Below are 1360 nucleotides of genomic sequence, written 5' to 3'. Positions count from 1 at the left end.
CATCTGCGCTAGGTTAGTCGTGCGCGGAGATTGTCGTGTTGTTTTTGGCGCCGTCGCGGTGGTTCGCAGAGGTGGCGGCGGGTTCGGCTGAAGAGATTACGGACAGCCTGCCACAGAAGTGGTCCACGAATGGCGGCGCAAATGATGGCCAGAGCGATCTTCATAAGACGCCATCGCGATGGGCTTGCCGGTGGCGTCGCCGTGCCCAGAGGGGGAAGAGTCCGGGACTTGCCCGGCGATCTGTTCGGCGATGATGGCAACGATCAGTCTGGCGTAGATCCAGGCCCGCGCAAGTTCTGGCTTCTTGGCCGGCAGCATGTCGAGACCGGCCAGGCTCTTGAACCGCTTGAACGCCAGCTCGATTTGCCAGCGGAAGCGATAGAGGGCGAGGATATCGGCCGGCGGGAAGGTATCGGCTGGTAGCGAGGTCAGAAGAAGGATGTACTTCGCAGCCTCCAGACTGCGCGGATCGGGCTGCTTTCCGCGCTTCTTGGCGTCCTTGAGCAGGCGCTTGCGCTCGGCTTCCGCCTGTTCCGGCTCCTTGCGTCGGACAACGAGGCGCAAGATCAGCGGCTCCGATGATGGGCTCTCTGTCGTACCTTCATGGACACGGACTCGCATCTCGCCTTCCTGTTCAGCCTGAGCGGCGAGCGCGGCAAACAGATCAAGGGGCTCACCGTTGGCCTGCAACAGGCGCAACGAGTTCCAGCCGGTTCGCACGATGAAGTCCGCACCGGCATCGATCACCGGCCGCAGGTCGCGCGGCCTTGCATAGTAGCGATCCGCCAGCACGACATCGCCGGGTACGTAAGTCAGGCGCTGCAGATGCTCGGCGCCACGCCCGTCCGTCAATTCGAGCTGATCGACCTGCCCATTTGCCAAATCGTACCCGACATGCAGCCGCCACGTCGTGCGGTCAGCTCCCGGCTCGCAGATCGATGTTCCGTCGAGGGCACGCAAGCGATACCCGGCCCAGCGTCCGGCCGGAACTTTGGCCTGCTCGGCAATCAGCGCCGCCACGATGTCGCCGAGCCAAGGCGCGGCTTTGCACAGCCGCTCGAGCAGTGATGGATCGGACAAACTGACGATCCCGCCGGCCTCCGCCCATGCGCAGGTTTCGCGCAGCGACATGCCGAGACCGCCATAGGCAAGTGCCAGCCGCAACAGCGTCTCGGCACTCTTGATCTCCCGCGCCCGCGTGAACGCCCCGCGCGATCGCGCGGTTGCTTCCACGTCAAAACCCGCCGGAAGCTGCGCACTCACCTCCGGCCAATGATCCAAAATCTCAGGACGAATCTTCATCCCAAGCTTGAATCATATCGAGATTCTTTGTGTCCAGAGCTAAACCTAGCGCGAATGA

1 protein-coding gene is annotated in these 1360 nt (G+C 62.9%); it reads right to left on the bottom strand.

Going from position 1 to position 1360, the window contains the following annotated elements; translation table 11 throughout:
• Window positions 1-96: 96 nt before the first annotated feature.
• Window positions 97-1302 (bottom strand): IS4 family transposase, encoded by a 1206-nt coding sequence (locus QCM77_RS45815; RefSeq protein WP_279669553.1) that lies wholly within the window; start codon window positions 1300-1302, stop codon window positions 97-99.
• Between the last annotated feature and the right edge of the window lie 58 nt (window positions 1303-1360).

It is taken from the genome of Bradyrhizobium nivariense (assembly GCF_029846695.2).
Classification (GTDB): domain Bacteria; phylum Pseudomonadota; class Alphaproteobacteria; order Rhizobiales; family Xanthobacteraceae; genus Bradyrhizobium.
Note: the sequence above shows the minus strand (reverse complement) of the source record. Positions and strands in the feature narration are given on the sequence as shown.

Bases quoted from the DNA above. Each gene is read 5' to 3' on its own strand.
- QCM77_RS45815 (WP_279669553.1), bottom strand. From the start codon at position 1,302: ATGAAGATTCGTCCTGAGATTTTGGATCATTGGCCGGAGGTGAGTGCG.